This window comes from Microbacterium sp. AK031, from assembly GCF_024807145.1.
In the GTDB taxonomy this organism is placed as follows: domain Bacteria; phylum Actinomycetota; class Actinomycetes; order Actinomycetales; family Microbacteriaceae; genus Microbacterium.
In genome coordinates, this window is record NZ_JANUCA010000006.1 from 210298 (window position 1) to 226753 (window position 16456).

At 66.1% G+C, this 16456-nt stretch carries 15 protein-coding genes; 5 read left to right on the forward strand and 10 right to left on the reverse strand.

Annotated elements, in window-relative coordinates; genetic code table 11:
* Positions 1-22: 22 nt before the first annotated feature.
* From HDC95_RS12805 to HDC95_RS12830, 6 genes are all read right to left on the reverse strand, one after another.
* Positions 23-1252, reverse strand: a complete 1230-nt coding sequence (locus HDC95_RS12805; RefSeq protein ID WP_259063966.1) for a multidrug effflux MFS transporter — start codon at positions 1250-1252, stop codon at positions 23-25.
* A 194-nt stretch (positions 1253-1446) separates the two neighbouring features.
* Positions 1447-2601: a cystathionine gamma-synthase gene (locus tag HDC95_RS12810; protein WP_259063936.1), complete on the reverse strand. Its 1155-nt coding sequence runs from the start codon at positions 2599-2601 to the stop codon at positions 1447-1449.
* Between the two features lie 68 nt (positions 2602-2669).
* On the reverse strand, positions 2670-4052 hold the full coding sequence (locus tag HDC95_RS12815; protein ID WP_259063938.1) for a cystathionine beta-synthase: 1383 nt from the start codon (positions 4050-4052) through the stop codon (positions 2670-2672).
* Between the two features lie 40 nt (positions 4053-4092).
* Positions 4093-5070: a carbohydrate ABC transporter permease gene (locus HDC95_RS12820; protein ID WP_259063940.1), complete on the reverse strand. Its 978-nt coding sequence runs from the start codon at positions 5068-5070 to the stop codon at positions 4093-4095.
* Positions 5067-6206 carry a carbohydrate ABC transporter permease gene (locus tag HDC95_RS12825; protein ID WP_259063941.1) on the reverse strand — a complete coding sequence of 380 codons (1140 nt, stop codon included), beginning with the start codon at positions 6204-6206 and terminating at the stop codon, positions 5067-5069. Before HDC95_RS12825 ends, HDC95_RS12820 begins: the two co-directional genes overlap by 4 nt.
* A gap of 103 nt (positions 6207-6309) precedes the next feature.
* Positions 6310-7629: an ABC transporter substrate-binding protein gene (locus HDC95_RS12830; protein ID WP_259063943.1), complete on the reverse strand. Its 1320-nt coding sequence runs from the start codon at positions 7627-7629 to the stop codon at positions 6310-6312.
* A 270-nt stretch (positions 7630-7899) separates the two neighbouring features.
* On the opposite strand from HDC95_RS12830, the gene HDC95_RS12835 reads away from it, so the two are divergent.
* Positions 7900-8904, forward strand: a complete 1005-nt coding sequence (locus HDC95_RS12835) for a LacI family DNA-binding transcriptional regulator (protein WP_259063945.1) — start codon at positions 7900-7902, stop codon at positions 8902-8904.
* Between the two features lie 67 nt (positions 8905-8971).
* Here the strand turns inward: HDC95_RS12835 and rplL are convergent, their stop codons facing one another.
* The 3 genes from rplL to HDC95_RS12850 form a co-directional block, all read right to left on the reverse strand.
* Complete coding sequence (rplL, locus tag HDC95_RS12840) at positions 8972-9352, reverse strand: 50S ribosomal protein L7/L12 (RefSeq protein WP_259063947.1); 381 nt, start codon at positions 9350-9352, stop codon at positions 8972-8974.
* 49 nt (positions 9353-9401) lie between these two features.
* Positions 9402-9890 carry a 50S ribosomal protein L10 gene (gene rplJ, locus HDC95_RS12845; RefSeq protein WP_259063949.1) on the reverse strand — a complete coding sequence of 163 codons (489 nt, stop codon included), beginning with the start codon at positions 9888-9890 and terminating at the stop codon, positions 9402-9404.
* Positions 9891-10140: 250 nt separating this feature from the next.
* Positions 10141-11931, reverse strand: a complete 1791-nt coding sequence (locus HDC95_RS12850; RefSeq protein WP_259063950.1) for a glycoside hydrolase family 15 protein — start codon at positions 11929-11931, stop codon at positions 10141-10143.
* Positions 11932-12007: 76 nt separating this feature from the next.
* Between HDC95_RS12850 and HDC95_RS12855 the strand changes: the two genes are divergently transcribed.
* Entirely contained in the window at positions 12008-13372 is a 1365-nt protein-coding gene (locus HDC95_RS12855) for a glucose-6-phosphate dehydrogenase (RefSeq protein WP_259063952.1), read from the forward strand.
* A gap of 78 nt (positions 13373-13450) precedes the next feature.
* Positions 13451-14131 (forward strand): YqaJ viral recombinase family protein, encoded by a 681-nt coding sequence (locus tag HDC95_RS12860; protein ID WP_259063954.1) that lies wholly within the window; start codon positions 13451-13453, stop codon positions 14129-14131.
* Positions 14132-14155: 24 nt separating this feature from the next.
* Here the strand turns inward: HDC95_RS12860 and HDC95_RS12865 are convergent, their stop codons facing one another.
* Positions 14156-15043 carry a LysR family transcriptional regulator ArgP gene (locus tag HDC95_RS12865; protein WP_259063955.1) on the reverse strand — a complete coding sequence of 296 codons (888 nt, stop codon included), beginning with the start codon at positions 15041-15043 and terminating at the stop codon, positions 14156-14158.
* A 70-nt stretch (positions 15044-15113) separates the two neighbouring features.
* On the opposite strand from HDC95_RS12865, the gene HDC95_RS12870 reads away from it, so the two are divergent.
* Both HDC95_RS12870 and HDC95_RS12875 read left to right on the forward strand, forming a co-directional pair.
* Positions 15114-15737 (forward strand): LysE/ArgO family amino acid transporter, encoded by a 624-nt coding sequence (locus HDC95_RS12870; RefSeq protein WP_259063956.1) that lies wholly within the window; start codon positions 15114-15116, stop codon positions 15735-15737.
* Between the two features lie 36 nt (positions 15738-15773).
* The gene (locus HDC95_RS12875) at positions 15774-16340 is read left to right on the forward strand and encodes a dihydrofolate reductase family protein (RefSeq protein WP_259063957.1); all 567 of its coding nucleotides are present in this window, start codon (positions 15774-15776) and stop codon (positions 16338-16340) included.
* The last annotated feature ends 116 nt before the right edge of the window (positions 16341-16456 follow it).

A 16456-nucleotide genomic window follows, 5' to 3' on the forward strand; every position in this document is an offset into this window, starting at 1 on the left:
CATTCTCACCCATGGGCCACTATTATGGCGTGAGCATGCCGACGGTTCGCGGTCGCACGATCAGCCACAGTGCGAGTATGCCGACCACCGCACAGCCCACCATCACGGAAGCCATCGTGGTGGCGGTGATGCCCGCACCGACCGAGATGAGCCCGACGACGGGCGAGATGATCGCGGCGATGCCGTTGTTGCTCGCGCCGAGGATGGACGCTGCCGTGCCGGCGGCCTTGCCGTGTCGATCGAGCGCGAGCACCTGCACGCACGGGAACGAGAACCCGCACGCCGTCATGAAAACGAACAGCGGAATGACGGTGCCCCAGAAACCCAGGTCGAGCTGGTCGAAGACGATGATCGCGGTACCGCTGAGCAGAAGCACCGCGGTGGAGAAGGCGAGAACCCACTGCGGGCCGAAGCGCGCGGCGAGACGCGACGCTGCCTGCACGCCCAGCACGACACCGACGGAGTTGACCGCGAACAGCCAGCCGTACTGCTGAGCATTGAGCCCATGCGTCTCCTGAAAGAGGAACGGCGAAGCGGAGAGGTAGGAGAACAGACCGGAGAAGGTCATTCCTCCGATGACGAGCACTCCGAGGAACACCCGGTCACTGAGAACGCTGCGATAGCGCTGCCAGGCAGTGGTGGTGCCGCGTTCGTGGCGACGCTCCTTCGGGAGCGTCTCCGGGATGAACAGTACGGCCGACAGCAGCATGACGACTCCGTAGCCGGCGAGCACGACGAAGATGCCGCGCCATGGCATGATGCCCAGCAGCCATGATCCGATCAGGGGCGCGGCGACCGGCGCCACACCGGAGACCAGTGCGAGTCGCGACAGCATCACGACCAGCCGGCGCCCACCGAACAGGTCGCGCACGATCGCCATCGCGACCACGCCACCGGCAGCGGCGCCGATGCCCATGACGACGCGCGCACCTCCCAGCAGCAGCAGATCCGGTGCCACGGCGGCCGCGACGCTCGCGAGCACATGCAGCGCTGTGACCGAGATCACGGGAACGCGACGACCGACCTTGTCGGAGAGCGGACCGACGACGAGCTGCCCCACTGCGAAGCCGATCATCGTGCCGGTGAGCGTGAGCTGGATCGCCGCTGACGTCGTCTGGAAGTCGGATTCCAGCACCGGGAAGGCGGGTAGATACAGGTCGATCGTGAACGGTCCGAGCGCCGTCAGCGCTCCCAGAAGGATGATGTAGAGCACGCGGCGGCGATGCGGGATCGCATCGCCGGGGTGCAGCATGATCGGCGCGGTCGCCGGATTCGGTCCGAGCGTGCGTATCGCGCCGGTCGGCGTGCTAGTGCGGATCGTGCCCGTGATGGCACGGATGCTGCCGGTCGGTGTGCGTTCGAATTCGGGAGTGGGGGCGTCAGAGGGCGATGAATAGTTCAAGATCCCTCAATGCTACTCGCGTCCCTCCCCGGGCGGAGAGCCGCTCAGTTGTCGATACGGGCGAGCCCCTGCTCGAGGTCGGCGATCAAGTCCGACACGTCTTCGATGCCGACCGACAGCCGCACGACGTTCTCCGCAACGGCGAGCGCGGTACCGCGTACCGAAGCATGCGTCATGTCCGGCGGGTAGCCGATCAGCGATTCGACGCCGCCCAACGACTCCGCCAGTTGGAACAGTTCGGTCGACTCGGCGAACGCACGAGCGGCATCCGGGCCTGCGGCGAGCGCAAGCGAGAGCATCCCACCGAATCCGCTCATCTGGCGTGCCGCGATCTCATGACCGGTGTGCGAGGAGAGCCCGGGGTAGAACACCGTCTCGAACTCGGGGCGTGCCGCCGCCCACTCAGCGATGGCCTGGGCGTTCTCGCTGTGCTGGCGCACTCGCACCGCGAGTGTCTTGATGCCACGGGTCGTGAGCCAGGCGTCCAGCGGCGCGGAGACGGCACCGACCGCGAACTGCTGGAATTTCACCTGGTCGTAGAAGCGGTCGTCGGCGAACACGACGGCACCGCCGAGCACGTCGGAGTGACCGCCGAGGTACTTCGTCGTCGAGTGCACGACGAGGTCGGCGCCGAGCGCGAGCGGGCGCTGCAGCGCAGGCGAGGCGAACGTGTTGTCGACCACGACGATGGCGCCGGCGGCATGCGCGATCTCGGCGGTCGCGGCGATGTCGACGATCTTGAGCAGCGGGTTGCTGGGCGTCTCGAGCCAGACGATCTTCGTCTCAGGACGAAGTGCCTGGCGGATCGCGTCGATGTCCCCGAGTTCGACGGTGGTCGTCTCGATTCCCCACGGCGCGAGGACCCTGGTGAGCAGGCGGTACGTGCCGCCGTAGACGTCGTTGCCGAGCAGCACGTGGTCTCCCGGTTTCAGGATGCCACGCAGCATCGCGTCTTCTGCGGCGAGGCCGGAAGCGAAGGACAATGCGCTCGCGCCGCCCTCGAGCGCGGCCAGCTGCGTCTGCAGCGAGTTGCGCGTGGGGTTGCCGGCCCTGTTGTACTCGTACCCCTCGCGGAAGCCGCCGATGCCGTCCTGCACGTGAGTGGAGGCCTGGTAGATCGGCGGGATGATCGCACCTGTCAGAGGGTCGGGCGCTTGGCCCGCGTGGATGGCACGGGTGGCGAAGGAGTGGTCGGACATGTCCTCAGCCTACGTCCGCCCGCCACGGCATCCGCTCCTGTTACGCCCGGTGACCCGAGAGCGTCAGATCAGCGCGCGAGGTAGGCGAGCAGGTCCTGGCGGGTGAGAAGCGTGTGCGGCTTGCCGTCTACCGTCACCAGCAGCGCGTCGGCGTCGGCGAGCGCAGTGCGGGCCTGATCGACGGACGCATGGATGCCGATGAGCGGCATCCGCGCGCCGACATGAGCTCCGATAGCGTCCGTGGGTTTTGCGTCACCGCGGAAGAGCAGGTCGAGCAGACCGCGCTCATCGACCGTGCCGACGACCTCGCCCATCATCACGGGCGGCTCCGCGCTGAGCACGACGAGCTGGGACACGTCGAACTCGGTCATCATGCTGATCGCGTCGAGCACGGTGTCGCTGGGGTGCGCATGCACCAGGTCGGGGACGGCGTGCTGTCCTTTTCGTAGCGCAGTGCGCGCATCGAGCACATCTGCGACCGTCTCCCCCTCCTCGACCTCGCTGAACCCGTACGACCGCATCCACGAGTCGTTGAAGATCTTCGACAGGTACCCGCGTCCGCCGTCGGGGAGGAGCACCACCATCACGGCATCCGCTGGCAGGGTCCTGGCCACGCGCAGCGCGCCGACGACGGCCATGCCGCTGGATCCACCGACGAGGATGCCCTCTTCACGCGCGAGTCGGCGGGTCATCGCGAACGACTCCGCATCGTCGACCGCCACGATCTCGTGGGGCACGGTGGGGTCGTACGAACCCGGCCAGATGTCCTCCCCCACGCCCTCCACGAGATACGGGCGCCCGGTTCCGCCCGAGTACACGCTGCCCTCTGGATCGACGCCGACGATGCGCACCCTGTCGTCGGAGACCTCCCGCAGGAAGCGGCCGGTGCCGCTGATCGTGCCGCCGGTACCGATGCCGGCGACGAAGTGCGTGACGGCGCCGTCGGTGTCGCGCCAGACCTCGGGACCGGTCGTCTCGTAGTGGCTGCGCGGGCCGTTCGGGTTCTCGTACTGGTTCGGCTTGAAGGCCCCGTCGATCTCCCGCATGAGCCTGTCGCTGACGCTGTAGTACGACTCGGGGCTGTCGGCCGGCACCGATGTCGGCGTCATCACGATCTCCGCGCCATATGCGCGCAGCACGTCGATCTTGTCTTCGCCGACCTTGTCCGGTAGGACGAACACGCACTTGTACCCGCGCTGCTGGGCGACCAGCGCGAGTCCGACGCCGGTGTTGCCGCTGGTGGGCTCGACGATCGTGCCACCTGGCCGCAACTCGCCGGAAGCCTCGGCCGCATCGATGATGCGCCCCGCGATGCGATCCTTCGAAGACCCGCCGGGGTTCAGGTACTCGAGCTTGACCAGCACCGTGCACTCCACGCCCTCGGTGACATGCTGCAGTTTCACGAGAGGGGTGTCGCCGACGAGGTCGGCGATGTGCTCGGCGTAGTTCATGACTCAAGGGTAGGGCCAGGACCCGGTTCAGCCGACTGCGTTACCCCTTCGTCGATCCCGCCAGCAGCCCTCTGACGAAGTACCTCTGCAGGGCGAAGAAGACGATCAGCGGAACGATGATCGACACGAACGCGCCGGCGGTCAGGAGGTGCCAGTCGTTTCCGCGCGTACCGGTGATCTCAGCCAGCAGTTTCGTGATCGGTGCCGCGCCGCCGTCGGCGAACACCAGCGCGACGAGCAGATCGTTCCACACCCACAGGAACTGGAAGATCGCCACAGAGGCGATGGCCGGCATGGTCAGCGGCAGCACGATCCGGAAGAAGATCTGACCACGCGATGCACCGTCGACTCTTGCGGCCTCGATGATCTCGCCGGGGATCTCCGACATGAAGTTGTGCAGCAGATAGATCGCCAGCGGCAGCGCGAACATCGAGTGCGCGAGCCAGACCTGCGCATACCCACCGGCTGCCCCGAGCGGCAGCGTGATCTGCAGGCCGAACAGGTTCAGGCCGCGCGAGAAGGTGCTCAGCAGCGGAACGAGAGCCATCTGGATGGGCACGATCTGCAGCGCGAAGATGAAGATGAAGAGGAAGTTGCGTCCCTTGAAGTCGATCCACGCGAACGCATACGCGGCCATGGAGGCGACCATGAGCGGGACGATGGTCGCCGGGATCGTGATCGCGATCGAGTTGACGAACGACTCGATCATGGTCAGCTGCGTCGTGCCCGACTGCAGGACGTCGACATAGTTCTCGCCGGTGACCTGCGGGTTGAGGAAGAACTCCCACCAGCCGCTGGATTGGATGTCGTCGCGCGGTCGGAATGACGAGATGAAGAGCCCGAGAGTGGGGATCGTCCACAGGACAGCGATGATGATGGATGCGGCGGATGCCCAGGGCCGCGAGAGCTTCTTGCGCGTGCGTCCTGCAGATGCGTTCAGCTTGCCGCCGGTGGTGATCGCGCGGGTGCTGGTGGGCGTGGAAGTGGGCAGTGCGTTGGACTTCACGGTGTCGCTCATCGGATCTCCCGCTGCTTCTGGATCTGGCGTGCGTTGTAGATGACGATCGGCAGCACGAGGATGAACAGGATGACCGCCAGGGCGGCGCTTCGACCCGCTTCGAACTTCGAGAACTGCGTGTACATCTCGTTGGCGAGCACCGAGGTCTCGTAGTTACCGGCAGTCATGGTGCGCACGATGTCGAAGACCTTCAGCGAGGCGATCGAGATCGTCGTCAGCACGACGATGAGAGCCGGGCGGATGGCGGGTACGGTGACCGAGATGAACCGCTGCCAGGCGTTCGCGCCATCGAGCTCGGCGGCCTCCAGCAGCTCCATCGGCACACCCTTGATGGATGCGGAGAGGATCACCATCGCGAATCCGGTCTGAACCCAGATCAGCACGACGATGAGGAACAGGGTGTTCAGCGGAGGATTGAGCAGGAACTGCTGCGGCTCAGCGCCGAACCAGACGAGAAGTTGGTTGAGAAGGCCGATCTGTTCGAACTGCGGGCCGCGGTACTCGTACATGAACCGCCAGATGATGCCGGCGCCGACGAACGAGATCGCCATCGGCATGAACACCAGGACCTTGTAGATCTTCTCCCCGCGTGTGCGGTCGATGAACACGGCATAGGCGAGTCCGACGATCGTCGACACGGTCGGCACGATCAGCACCCAGACGATCGTGTTGACCACGACGCGGATGCCGTCGGGCTGTCCGAATATCCAGGTGTAGTTAGCGAGCCCGACGAAGCTCTTCCCCGACGAGTTCATGAACGATGCCACCATCGTCTGCAACGACGGCAGGACGAGGCCCACCAGCAGGAGCAGGAACGCCGGCGCCATGAAGGCGACGAGCTGGATCAGGTATCCCTTGCCGGACTTCGAGCGGTAGTCGAGCAGGAAGAACACCGCTCCCACCACGACGGCGACCCCCATCGCCCAGTAGTAGGAGCGGAAGAACCACACCACCGCGAGCGGGATCAACAGACACATGGCCAAGCGGATGATGGTGTACATCGTCCCCTGGCGAGGTGCGATGTCTACGAGCAGGAGGATGATGGCCACCACCAGCCCGAAGGCGATGACGACGGCCACCGCCTGCAGGACCGGCGGCAGCGAGCCGATCCATCCGAAGAATTCGATCGCGGTCACGGAGTCCCCTTTACAACAGCGTGCAGATCATCAGCGGTCCATGCGCCGTCGCAGGGACCGGGAGCAGGTGGACCGTCCGAGAAGACGGCCCACCTGTATCGGGTCAGCCTGCCGGCCAGCCCGTCTCGATCTGCTGGAGGACCTCATCGGTCGACGTACCGTTGACCCAGGCGACCATGCCCTTCCAGAACGTTCCGGCACCGACAGCACCAGGCATCAGGTCACTGGCGTCGAAGCGGAACGTGGTGTCCGGATCCTGCAGGATCTTGATGGTCTCCTGAAGGATCGGATCCTGCGCCGCGTCCGGCTCCAGGCCGTTGTTCGCCGATGTGACGCCGCCGAGGCTGACGCGGCTGTTCGCCCACTCGGGGCTGGACAGGTACGCGAGCACCTTCTGCGTGGCTTCGGTGTCGCTGAACGCTCCGACGATCTCACCGGCACCCGTCACGGCCTTCTCATCCGCGCTCTCGCCCGGCAGCATGAACGCCCAGACGTCGCCGTCCTCGGCGATGTTCGTGCCCTCGGGGAAGAATCCGGACAGGAACGATGCCTGGTGAGTCATGGCGCACGAGCCGTCGGCGACCTTCGGTGCCACATCGCCGAACGCCGTCGAGTTGATCGAGCGGACGTCGCCGAATCCGGCGTTGACGTTCGCCGGGTTCAGGAGGACCTCGCCGACCGAATCGAACGCGGCCTTGATCTGCGGGTCGGTGAAGGGAACCTCGTTGGTGACCCACTGGTCATACACGTCCGGGCCGGCCTGGCGAAGCACGTAGTCCTCGACCCAGTCGGTCCCCGGCCAGCCGGTGGCAGTGCCTGACTCGAAGCCGGCGCACCACGCGGGGGTGCCGGTCGCGGCCTGGATGGCCTCGGTGAGGGCGGTCAGGTCACCCAGAGTCTCTGGAACCTCGACTCCCCACTCGGCGAACTTCGCGGGTGAATACCAGATCCAGCCCTTGACGTTGGCCATCAGCGGTGCGCCGTAGAACGTGCCGTCGTAGGTGCCGTAGTTCACCCAGTCCTCGGTCCAGTATTCGTTGGCGTTGCTGGCGACCTCTTCCGGCGCGGGCTTGAGGAAATCGCGAGAAGCGAAGTCGGCGAACAGACCCGGCTGCGGGAAGATCGCGATGTCGGGCGGGTTTCCGCCCTGTGCGCGGGTGCCGAGCTGCGTCTCGAAGTCCTGGCTGCCCTCGTACTTGATCTCGATGTCGTTCTCTTCAGCCCAGTCGGCCCACGACTCCTGCAGGAGCTCGGCTTCAGCGTCGACGATGGTGCCGTAGATCGTGACCGTGCTGCTTTCCCCCTCGCCCCCGTCGCCGCCGCCGTCGGGGGCGCCTGGGGCCCCGCACCCCGCAAGCGCGATGCCCGCAGCCCCGACCAGGGCGAGCGGAGCAAGACGCCGATTACGCTGTGACAGTCCCATGTGACTTCTCCTCTTCGAGTTCACGTCCCCATGCGTGCCGCCTGCCCGAGAGCGAGCGGATCGGGAACCGATTCCAGGCCAAACCTACTGGCCATGTCCGCCCGGCACAATGGCCGGAGATCACAAGCTGACAACCTTTGAGTATTCAGATGGGCAACACATGGGAGCGCTCCCTCCGCGCACACCTGGAACCGGTTCCCTTCGAGCGAGAGTCGGCTACGCTGTGCACGGACGCACGGCGCCGCGCGTTTCGGACATCGAGGAGGATGCATGAGCACGATCGCGGATGTCGCCGCGCGCGCCGGCGTCTCCAAGGCCACCGCCAGTCGGGCGTTGAGCGGACGTGGATACGTCTCGAAGGAGACACGGGAATCGGTGTCGCGCGCCGCGCGCGAGCTCTCGTACGTCGCTCATTCCTCCGCGACGAGCCTCGCGACCGGGCGCACACTGACTGTCGGTGTGGTGGTGCCGACGATCGGCCGCTGGTACTTCTCCGAGCTGCTCACCGGCGTGCAGGAAGCCCTGCTCGCTCACGAATACGACCTCGCGCTCTACAGCGTCGCCGGCGGCTCCCCCGCAAGAGATCGGATCTTCGACGTGGTGCTTCCCCGTCGAAGATTCGACGGCATCATCGCCGCGGGCATCCAACCGGGCAGTCATGAGCTGGATCGATTGTCCAGACTCGACAGGCCTCTGGTGAGCGTCGGCCCGTATCACCCCGGCACGAGCTCGGTGTCGATCGATGACGCCGCGGCCGCCCGCATCGCGACAGAGCATCTGATCGACCTCGGCCACACGGCGATCGCGTTCATCGGCGCAGCCGACGATGACGCGCGTTCGGGGTTCGGAGATGCTCGCCGCCTGCAGGGCTATCGCGACGCGATGGATGGCGCGGGGCTCAGCGACCGCATCAGCGTGAGTCCGGCGGCGAGCGACATGCCCAGCGGATATCAGAGTGCGGTCGATCTGCTGGGCAATCGGCTCACTCGTCCCACCGCAGTGGTCGGCGTATGCGATGAGACGGCGATCAGCGCGATCATCGCTGCGCGACGTCTGGGCATCGCGGTGCCGACCGAGCTGAGCGTCGTCGGCATCGACGACCATCAGCACGCGGAGATGTTCGCACTCACGACGATCCGGCAGCAGCCGCGGGAGCAGGGGGTGCAGGCGGTCGACCTCCTGCTTCGTCAGCTCGAGCATCCTGATGCCGAGCTCGAACACATCGTCGCCGCATCCGCATTGGTGGTGCGCAGCTCATCCGCTGCGCCGCGCTGAGCGTCCCGCAGACGCACGAATGCCCCGGGCATCAGCCCAGGGCATTCGTGTAAGCGTTGAGACGCTGTTACTTGAGGGTGACGGTCGCGCCGGCAGCCTCGAGAGTCTCCTTGGCCTTCTCGGCGGTCTCCTTGTTGGCGCCCTCAAGGACAGCCTTCGGAGCGCCGTCGACGACAGCCTTGGCCTCGCCGAGGCCGAGCGAGGTGAGCTCGCGGACGGCCTTGATGACCTGGATCTTCTTGTCGCCGGCAGCCTCGAGGATGACGTCGAAGGAGTCCTTCTCCTCAACCTCTTCAGCAGCGCCCGCGCCACCGGCACCGGCAACGGCGACGGGTGCAGCAGCGGTGACGTCGAACTTCTCCTCGAACGCCTTCACGAACTCGCTGAGCTCGACGAGGGTCAGGTCTGCAAACTGCTCGAGCAGCTGCTCAGTGGTGAGCTTCGCCATGATGTATCTCCTAGATTGATGGGGTTTGTGGAACGAGATCGCCGGTCGCTCACGCGGCCTGTGCGGTCTCCAGCTTTTCGCGAAGCGCGTCGATGGTCGCGGCAGCCTTGCCCATCGTCGCCTTCATCATGCCCGCAGCCTTCGCCAGCAGAACCTCACGGCTCTCGAGCGAGGCGTACTTGTTGACCTCGTCGGCGGTGAGGGTGTTGCCCTCGAACACGCCGCCCTTGATCACGAGAAGCGGGTTGGCCTTGGCGAAATCACGAAGAGCCTTCGCGGTGGCGACGAAATCGCCGTGCACGAATGCGACGGCCGACGGACCCTTGAGGTCGTCATCCAGCGCAGAGATCCCGGCCTTGTTGGCAGCGATCTTGGTCAGCGTGTTCTTCACCACGGCGTACTCAGCGTCCTGACGGATGCTGTTACGCAGCTCCTTGAGCTGGGCAACCGTCAGACCGCGGTACTCGGTCAGCAGGACGGCGTTCGAGTTCTCGAATGACTTCGTGAGCTCGGCAACCGATGCATCCTTCTGCGCCATGGTCACTCCTTGGTGGGTACGAGATGCCGCACGGTGGTGGGGCATCGACCTCGACCACCCCACAAGCCAAACAAAAAAGCTCCGGCGCAAGCGCACGGAGCTCTGAAACAGTTCGTGACACCTGCGCGGGCCCCTGCTTAGCAGTGCTTCGATCGTGTTGCGCTTGCGCGCATCACGATGACCGGCGGTCTTCGGTTGATTCAAGGATACGGCATCCAGCGCCGTCCCCCAAATCGGGCAGCCCGCCTGCTCAGCGTCGGTCAGCGGCGCGACCGGCGTGCCCCGCGAGCGCATCCGCTGCGCGGACCATTGCGAGATGCGAGAGCGCCTGCGGTGTGTTTCCCGCGTGCCTGTTTCCCTCCACGTCGTATTCCTCGGAGAGCAGTCCGAGATCATTCGAGAGCGCCACGAGACGCGCCATCAGCTCTTCCGCGTCGTCCTCGCGACCACTTGCTGCGTATTGCTCGACGAGCCAGAAACTGCATGCGAGGAACGGATGCTCTCCCCCTTCGAGGCCGTCGACGCCGCTCGTCGTGCGGTACCGCATGACCAGACCGTCCCGAAGAAGCGTGTGCTCCATCTGCGCGACCGTTCGCGTCATCCGCGGGTCATCGGGCTCGCAGTATCCGACCTGCGGCAGCACCAGAAGCGACGCGTCGACTTCGTTCGAATCGTAGTGCTGCACGAAGTAGCCGTCGGCGTGAACGCCGCGATCATCGATCTCGGCGCGCAACCGGTCACGGATCTCGGCCCACCGATCGGCATCACCGGCCAGACCGTGCTCGCGTACGGCGCGGACGCCGCGATCCAGCGCCGCCCACATCATGACGCGCGAGTGAGTGAACCACTGCGGCTCGCCCCTGATCTCCCAGATGCCGTTGTCAGGACGATCCATCCCTGCGATGACGCGTTGGAGAAGGGCACGCTGCAGCGGCCAGGAGAAAGAGGATTCCTCCACCCCCGCGATGCGCGCGGCCTCCAGTGCCACGAGCACCTCTCCGATCACGTCGCCCTGGTACTGATCGACGGCGCCGTTGCCGATGCGCACGGGGGATGCGCCGTCGTAGCCTGGCAGACTGATGAGCTCGCGCTCGGCGAGATCGCGCTCCCCCGCGATGCCGTACATGATCTGCACCTCGGCCGGCTCGCCTGCGACCGCGCGCAGCAGCCACAGCCGCCAGTGCTGGGCCTCGTGCAGGAACCCGTGCGCGATGAGCACTTCGAGTGTCAGTGCAGCATCGCGCAGCCACACGTAGCGATAGTCCCAGTTGCGCGATCCGCCGAAATTCTCCGGCAGTGATGTGGTCGCGGCGGCGACGATTCCGCCGGTGTCCCTGTTGGTGAGTGCGCGCAGCACGAGCAGCGAGCGGACCACCATCTCGCGATGAGGTCCGTCGTGCTCGATTCCGCTCGCCCACCCCTGCCACCAGGAGCGGGTTCTGGCGATGGCCGCTTCGATGTCGAGCGGGTCGGGCGCGCTCTCGTGCGAGAGGAACCAGGTCAGAGTGAGTGCCCGCGTCTCGCCCTCGGAGACCGTGACGCGTCCGGTGTGCACATGATCGGCTGCGGAGAGCGCGACGCCGCGCACGATCACGGCGTCCGGCCCTGCGGTCGCCCGCAGCGCCGGCGCGGATTCGGTTCCCACCTGCCGCACCCATGGCAGCGCCCTCGCGTAATCGAAATGCATCCGCAGCTCGGTGTGGAAGGCGACAGTGCCCGAAACGCCGATCACCCGTCGAACCACATCGGTGCGATGCGCGCTCATCGGCATGAACTCGTGCACCTCCGCAGTGCCGTCGACCGTCTCCCATCTCGTGACGAGGACGAAGGTGTCCGGCAGGTAGTGGCGGCTCATCGTGGCTGCTTCGTCGAGCGGACGCAGCGTCCAGCATCCGTGCGTGGGGTCACCCAGCAGCGCACCCAAGATCGATGGCGAGTCGAAACGCGGCAGGCAGAGCCAGTCGATGCTGCCGTCGCGGGAGACGAGAGCCGCCGTGCGGCAGTCACTGAGCAGTGCGTAGTCTTCAATCGGAGATGGCATCCGTCCGATTGTGGCAGTGACCGCCTCTGCGATCCAGGTCTGTTGTGATCTCGTGGTGCCGACTACGGTGGGCCGCATGGCCGAGCACACGACACTCATGATCTTCGGAGCATCCGGCGACCTGACATCCAGACTCCTGCTGCCCGCGCTGGGGCAGCTGTTGATCACCGAGCCGAAGCGCACCGTTCAGCTGATCGGCGCCGGAATGGACGAGTGGGCGGACGAGAAGTGGCGCGAGGTCGTGCAGACAGCGTTCGCGTCGGCGGAGGCTGACGACGCGATGACGCGCGTCGAGACCGAGTATCACCGCGCCGACATCACAGCTGCCGACGATCTCAAGACGCTTCTCGCCGGCCGAGAGGCACCGCTGGCGCTGTACTTCGCTGTACCGCCCTCTGTCGCCGCAGCGGCGTGCGATGCGATGGCATCCATCGATCTGCCCCGGGGCGTCGTGCTGGCCCTCGAGAAGCCGTTCGGAGTCGATGAGGACAGCGCCCGGGCGCTCAACGAACGTCTCGCCCTGCTCGTTCCCGAGAGCCAGGTCTTCCGTATCGACCACTTCCTCGGGCGTTCGACCACCCTGAATCTGCTCGGGGTGCGCTTCGCGAACCGCGTGCTAGAGCCGCTGTGGTCGGCGACCGACATCGAGTCGGTCTCGATCACGTACGACGAGTCCCTGGGCCTCGAGGGGCGCGCCGGGTACTACGACCATGCCGGGGCGTTCGTCGACATGGTCCAGAGCCACCTTCTGCAGGTGCTCGCCGTCTTCGCGATGGAGGAGCCCGCGACGCTGGACGAGGTGGACTTCCGCGCCGCGACGACCGCAGTGCTGCGGGCGACCTCGGTGTGGGGCGACGATCCGGAGCGCAACTCCCACCGCGCGAGATACACGGCCGGCAGCGTGGAGGGGCGCACATTCCCCTCCTATGTGGATGAACCGGACGTCGATCCGGCGCGGAACACCGAGACATTGGGAGCTGCGACCTTCGAGGTGCGCAACGCCCGCTGGGCCGGTGTGCCGATCACACTGCGTTCCGGTAAAGCCATCGGGGATCCGTCGCGAGAGATCGTCGTGCGGTTCCGCCCAGTGCGCCGCGTCCCACATGGACTTCGCGGCGAAGCCGAGGGTGCGGTGCTGCGATTCTCGCTCGGCGTGGCCGCGATCTCGCTGGAGCTCAACGTCAACGGCGAAGCAGACCCCTTCGAGCTGGAGCGGACGACGATGTCAGCGGAGCTCGGGCCGGGCGCGCTTCGCGCCTACGCCGAGGTGCTCTCATGCATCCTCGACGCCGATCCGGTGCTCGCCGTGCGCGGCGATGCCGCCGAGGAATGCTGGCGCATCGTGCAGCCGGTGCTCGATGCTTGGAAGGCGGACAAGGTGCCGCTCGAGGAGTATGTCGTCGGCTCGGGCGGGCCCGATGGGTGGCCGGCAGCCGGCTGAGTTCCGAACGCCGGGTCCGGCCGGCTGGCTCCGGCGCGGCTGGTCTGGCGTGTCCATGGTCGCGGGTAATCTCGAATGGTGACTCCGGAACTTCAGGCTCGTATCGTCGCGGATTCCCGTGACCGCGTCGCCTGGCTCCGGGCACGCACGCGTGGGATCACCGCCACTGACGTCGCAGGCCTCTCCGGAGACAAGTCGATCATCCGCGCCGCCGATGCGAAGCTCGGGGGCGGTGCGCACTTCGGCGGCAACGCCTACACCGATCATGGCCGTCGTCGCGAGCCCGAGATCGCCACCTGGGTCGCCGGGACGCACGGCATCCATCCGTCATCGGCGCTGTTCCGGGCCGAGGCAGAGCATCGTCACCTCGCCACTCCCGACGGCATCGTCCAGGATTCCGAGGGCCGCATCCTGCTCGCCGAGATCAAGACCACGAACAAGAACTGGCGTACGATCCCCCGCACCTATCTCCGCCAGGTGTGGTGGCAGCAGCATGTGCTCGGTGCAGAGCGCACTCTGTTCGTCTGGGAGGAGCACGACAGCTTCCGCCCCATCCACGACGAGCCGCGATGCGTGTGGATCGACCGCGACGACCGCGAGATCGGCCAGCTCGTCACACTCGCTACGCGCCTGATCGATGAGCTCTACCACCGCACGACGGGACAGCGTCCACCCGGCGCAGACCTCGTCGAAGCCGCCAGCCGTCGCGATTCCCTGCGTGAGCGCGATGCGTTCCGCGCCCTCGCGCTCGCGGACTGAACCGGTATGACCGGCGTCGTTCGTTCAGTCCAGGACGCGCGCTGCCTCTTCGATGACCTCCGTCGAGATCGCATCCAGCAGTGACGATCGCAGGTTCCACTGCTGCCAGTACAACGGCACGTGGATCGGATCGCCCCCCAGAGGAAGCGCAGCACCGGATGCCGCGGCATCCGTCGCCTGCGAACCGGGCAGCATGCCCCACCCGAGCCCGAGCAGAACCGCCTGGGCGTAGTCGTATGACGCCGGGACGTAGTGGCGCGGGATGCCTTGCTCCTCCAGTCCACGAGAGCGCAACCAGGTGTGCTGCAGAGTGTCACGCCGGTCGAAGTCCACGAACGGCGCGCGCCGCAGAGCGTCTTCCGTGACGCCGTCAGGGAACCAGCGTTTCATGAACGCGGGCGTCGCCATCGCCTCGTAGCGCAGAACGCCGAGCGGCGCGACCGTGCATCCTGCGACCGGCGACTCCTCAGACGTCACCGCCGCCATGACCTCACCCGACTCCAGCAGGCGAGCGGTGAACGTCTGATCGTCGCGGTGCAGATCGAAGTCGATGTCGTGGTTCTCCGCCAGTCGCGCGAGCGGTGCCAGGAACCAGGTCGCCATCGAGTCCGCGTTCACTGCGAGTGGGATGCTGACGCGCCCTCCGGCGTCGTCGAGACCGAGCGCGGCGAGGGCATCGTGTTCGAGCAGTGCGATCTGGCGAGCCATCCGCACGACCGATTCGCCTGCGGCCGTCGCCTTCGCCGGCCGGCCTCGCACGATCAGGACCTGCCCGAGCTGCTGTTCGAGCGTCTTCAGTCGCTGGCTGACCGCCGAAGGGGTGATGCGCAGCGAGCGCGCCGCCGCGTCAAGGCTTCCGCCGTCGATGATCGCTGCGACCGTGGACGCCAGCTCTGGTGAAATGCCCGCCATATAAGCCATGCTAATGGTTCATAAGAACTCATCGCTGGTGCTTAGGAATAGGTCCTCCTACTCTCGGAGGATGCTCTCGTTCCTCGCCGGCCTCGGCCTCGGCTTCTCCCTCATCATCGCCATCGGCGCCCAGAACGTGTTCGTCCTGCGCCAGGGAGTGCGCCGGGAGCATGTGCTGACCGTCGTCATCATCTGTGCGCTCTCCGATGCAGTGCTCATCGCGACAGGGGTCGCCGGACTCGGCTTTCTGCTCCAGACGGTGCCGTGGCTGGTGGATGCCGCACGCGTTCTCGGTGCGGTCGTCCTGATCGGCTACGGACTCCTCGCCGCCAGACGGGCATGGCGCGGCGGCGATCAGACGCTGCACGTATCCGGCGATGAGAAGCGCACGGGACGGCTGGCGGCAGCGGTTGCGATCGCGCTCGCCCTGACCTGGCTGAACCCGCACGTCTACCTCGACACCGTGCTCATGCTCGGGTCTATCGCTGCGACATATGGCGACGCCCGCTGGCTCTTCGCCGCAGGGGCGATCCTCGCCAGCATCCTGTGGTTCACCGCCCTCGGCTATGGCGCGCGCGGACTCGCCCGATGGCTGAACACTCCGCGAGCCTGGCGGATCCTCGATGGTGTCATTGCCGTCGTCATGACCGCGATCGCCATCAGCCTCGTGCTGCCACTGTTCAGCGGCCGGTGAAAGATCTAGACTCCTGCCCGAAGCGAAGGAGACGACATGCAGACTCTGACCATCGACTTCATCTGCTCGCTCGACGGCTTCGGCTCTGCGGTGGGCTGGCCCGGTTGGTGGGGGATGGAGAGCCCCGAGTACCTCGACTGGCTTGAAGAGACGCCGGCCAAGAACGATCCGCTGCTGATGGGAGCGACGACCTACCGTGTGATGTCTGAGCTCACTGCGAATGGCGAGCCGGGAACGGATGTGCTGAACGACATCCGCAAGTATGTCTTCTCGTCGTCTCTCGACGCTCCGCTCGCATGGGCCAATTCGACGCTCGTCGACACGGATGCTGTCGACTATGTCCGCGAGCTGAAGGCTGAGTCTCATCGGCCGCTGCGCACGATCGGCAGCATCGCTTTGTGCCGCTCGCTCCTGAAGGCGGGGCTCGTCGACCGCTACCGCGTCGTGATCTTCCCCGTCATCACCGGGGCCACAGGCCGTGACCGCATCTTCGACGGCTACCCGGATGTCAGCCTCGAGCTCGTCGAGGCCCGCACGTTCGATAATCGCACGCAACTGCTCGAGTACATCCCGACGGTGCTGGATGGCCCTTCGGGGAGCTGAGCGTCGCCGCCGAAGCGGCACCCTGGTGAACGCAAAATGGCCACCCTGCGTTGGGTGGCCATTTTGTTTCTTCTGAAAGAAGTTCGGCGGTGTCCTACTCTCCCACAGGGTCCCCC

Excerpts from the sequence above, each read along its gene's own strand:
- HDC95_RS12875 (WP_259063957.1), top strand. The coding sequence starts at position 15,774 with ATGCAGACTCTGACCATCGACTTCATCTGCTCGCTCGACGGCTTCGGC.
- HDC95_RS12855 (WP_259063952.1), top strand. The coding sequence starts at position 12,008 with ATGGCCGAGCACACGACACTCATGATCTTCGGAGCATCCGGCGACCTG.
- HDC95_RS12820 (WP_259063940.1), bottom strand. The coding sequence starts at position 5,070 with ATGAGCGACACCGTGAAGTCCAACGCACTGCCCACTTCCACGCCCACC.
- HDC95_RS12870 (WP_259063956.1), top strand. The coding sequence starts at position 15,114 with ATGCTCTCGTTCCTCGCCGGCCTCGGCCTCGGCTTCTCCCTCATCATC.
- HDC95_RS12815 (WP_259063938.1), bottom strand. The coding sequence starts at position 4,052 with ATGAACTACGCCGAGCACATCGCCGACCTCGTCGGCGACACCCCTCTC.
- HDC95_RS12835 (WP_259063945.1), top strand. The coding sequence starts at position 7,900 with ATGAGCACGATCGCGGATGTCGCCGCGCGCGCCGGCGTCTCCAAGGCC.
- HDC95_RS12865 (WP_259063955.1), bottom strand. The coding sequence starts at position 15,043 with ATGGCGGGCATTTCACCAGAGCTGGCGTCCACGGTCGCAGCGATCATC.
- rplJ (WP_259063949.1), bottom strand. The coding sequence starts at position 9,890 with ATGGCGCAGAAGGATGCATCGGTTGCCGAGCTCACGAAGTCATTCGAG.
- HDC95_RS12830 (WP_259063943.1), bottom strand. The coding sequence starts at position 7,629 with ATGGGACTGTCACAGCGTAATCGGCGTCTTGCTCCGCTCGCCCTGGTC.
- HDC95_RS12810 (WP_259063936.1), bottom strand. The coding sequence starts at position 2,601 with ATGTCCGACCACTCCTTCGCCACCCGTGCCATCCACGCGGGCCAAGCG.
- HDC95_RS12805 (WP_259063966.1), bottom strand. The coding sequence starts at position 1,252 with ATGCTGCACCCCGGCGATGCGATCCCGCATCGCCGCCGCGTGCTCTAC.
- HDC95_RS12850 (WP_259063950.1), bottom strand. The coding sequence starts at position 11,931 with ATGCCATCTCCGATTGAAGACTACGCACTGCTCAGTGACTGCCGCACG.
- rplL (WP_259063947.1), bottom strand. The coding sequence starts at position 9,352 with ATGGCGAAGCTCACCACTGAGCAGCTGCTCGAGCAGTTTGCAGACCTG.